This window comes from Kitasatospora sp. NPDC052896, assembly GCF_044547075.1.
Classification (GTDB): Bacteria; Actinomycetota; Actinomycetes; order Streptomycetales; family Streptomycetaceae; genus Kitasatospora.
The window spans coordinates 1-1,474 of sequence record NZ_JBITZU010000078.1 but is presented as its reverse complement, the minus strand read 5'-3'; the positions used below and the strand labels follow the sequence as shown (position 1 = coordinate 1,474).

1 pseudogene is annotated in these 1,474 nt (G+C 67.0%); it reads right to left on the bottom strand.

The features are described from left to right. A pseudogene (locus tag ACIGXM_RS37385) lies at nt 1–1,469 on the bottom strand (ISAzo13 family transposase); the annotation flags it as partial. Nucleotides 1,470–1,474: the final 5 nt, after the last annotated feature.

The following is a 1,474-nucleotide window of genomic DNA, read 5'->3' as shown; positions in this document are numbered from 1 at the left end:
CGGCGTAGCAACGCCGTCAGCAGTCGGTGGTAGTGGTCCAGGCTGCTGGTCTGCGGATGGAGATAGCTGCGCGGACGGTGAAAGCGTCGCTGGAATGCGGCCTCGGCCAAGGCGTCCCAGTACGGCTCCGAGACCGCCACCAAGTGGTCGAAGTCGGAGCGGGCCATGCCCGTCAGAGCCGGGTCGGTGAGCAGTTCGGTCAGGGCCGGGTTGATCCGGCGACGAGTCCGTGGCGCCTCGGGAGGCTTGGGCGGGGCAGGCATGAGGGTGTAGTTCCAGTCGCCGTGGAACGTGCTCGGTGTGATCGGCAGAGCGCGGAACTCGGCGGGCGTGACGGTCGTGCCAAGCTGGTAGCTACCGGTGTCGAGTTCGGCGCCGATCGAAAGCCCGGTCGTCGTGGTCGTTGCGGAGATGGTCTCGAGGACGACCTCGTAGCTGGTCAGCGGTCGTCCTCGCCAGTTCGCGGTGATGTGGCAGAACATTCGGTGTTCTATTTTGTTCCACTTCGATGTGCCAGGCGGAAAGTGACAGACCGTGATCTCGAGCCCGCTCTCCTGTGCGAAGGCGTGCAGGTGTTTCTTCCAGGTCCAGCGGCGGGGATCGTTGGAGCCGCCGGAGTCGGCGGTGATCAGCAGCCGGGTGGCGTCCGGATGGTCGGTTTGTCCGCGGTGCTGCCACCAGCGGCGGATGGACTCCACCGCAAACTCGGCGGTGTCATGGTCGGTCCCAACGTTGACCCAGCCGCTGTTGTGGGCAATATCGTAGATCCCGAAGGGGATAACGACCGGCTGGCCGCTGGCGATGAAGGTGTGGCAGTCCACATTGATCGGGTTCCCGCGCGGTCGCCAGGTGCGGCCGGGCCTGTCGCGGTCGCCGAGCCACTCTTTGGCCTTGGTGTCGATACTGATCACCGGCTGGCCGTCGTTGAGGAAGGCGGCAGCGCTGCGGTTCAGGTGGACGAACTGGGCGTCGCGGTCCGGATGGCCGACGCCCTCGTGGGTCTTGGCGGTGCCCTGCAGGCTATAGCCCAGAGAGTGCAGCAGGTGCCCGACGGTCGTGGCGCTGACCGGGTGGCCCTGGCCGGTCAAGGACGATGCCAACGCACGCAGCGACAACGTGGTCCAGCGCAGCGGGGAGACGGGATCGCCGCGAGTGTGCGGCTCGATCAATGCCTCGAGCGCCGGCAGCAGACCGGAATCAGTGGCCGTCAAGGGCTTGCGGCCACCTCCCGGAACCCTGATCCGACGGGTCGGCGCAGACTGCCCGGCCAGCTCGGAGATGCCGCGTGCGATGGTAGCGGTGCTGACACCGGAGGCTGCCGCCACCCGCGTGATGCCGCCGTGGCCGATCGCGGTTGCCTCACTGGCCAGATAGAGCCGACGACGGCGCTCATCAAGGTGCGGCAGGATCTGATCGAACTTTGCCTGCAGGGCTTCGGCCGCTGTGCAGGGGTGCGGAGGCGTAGCCATGCCAC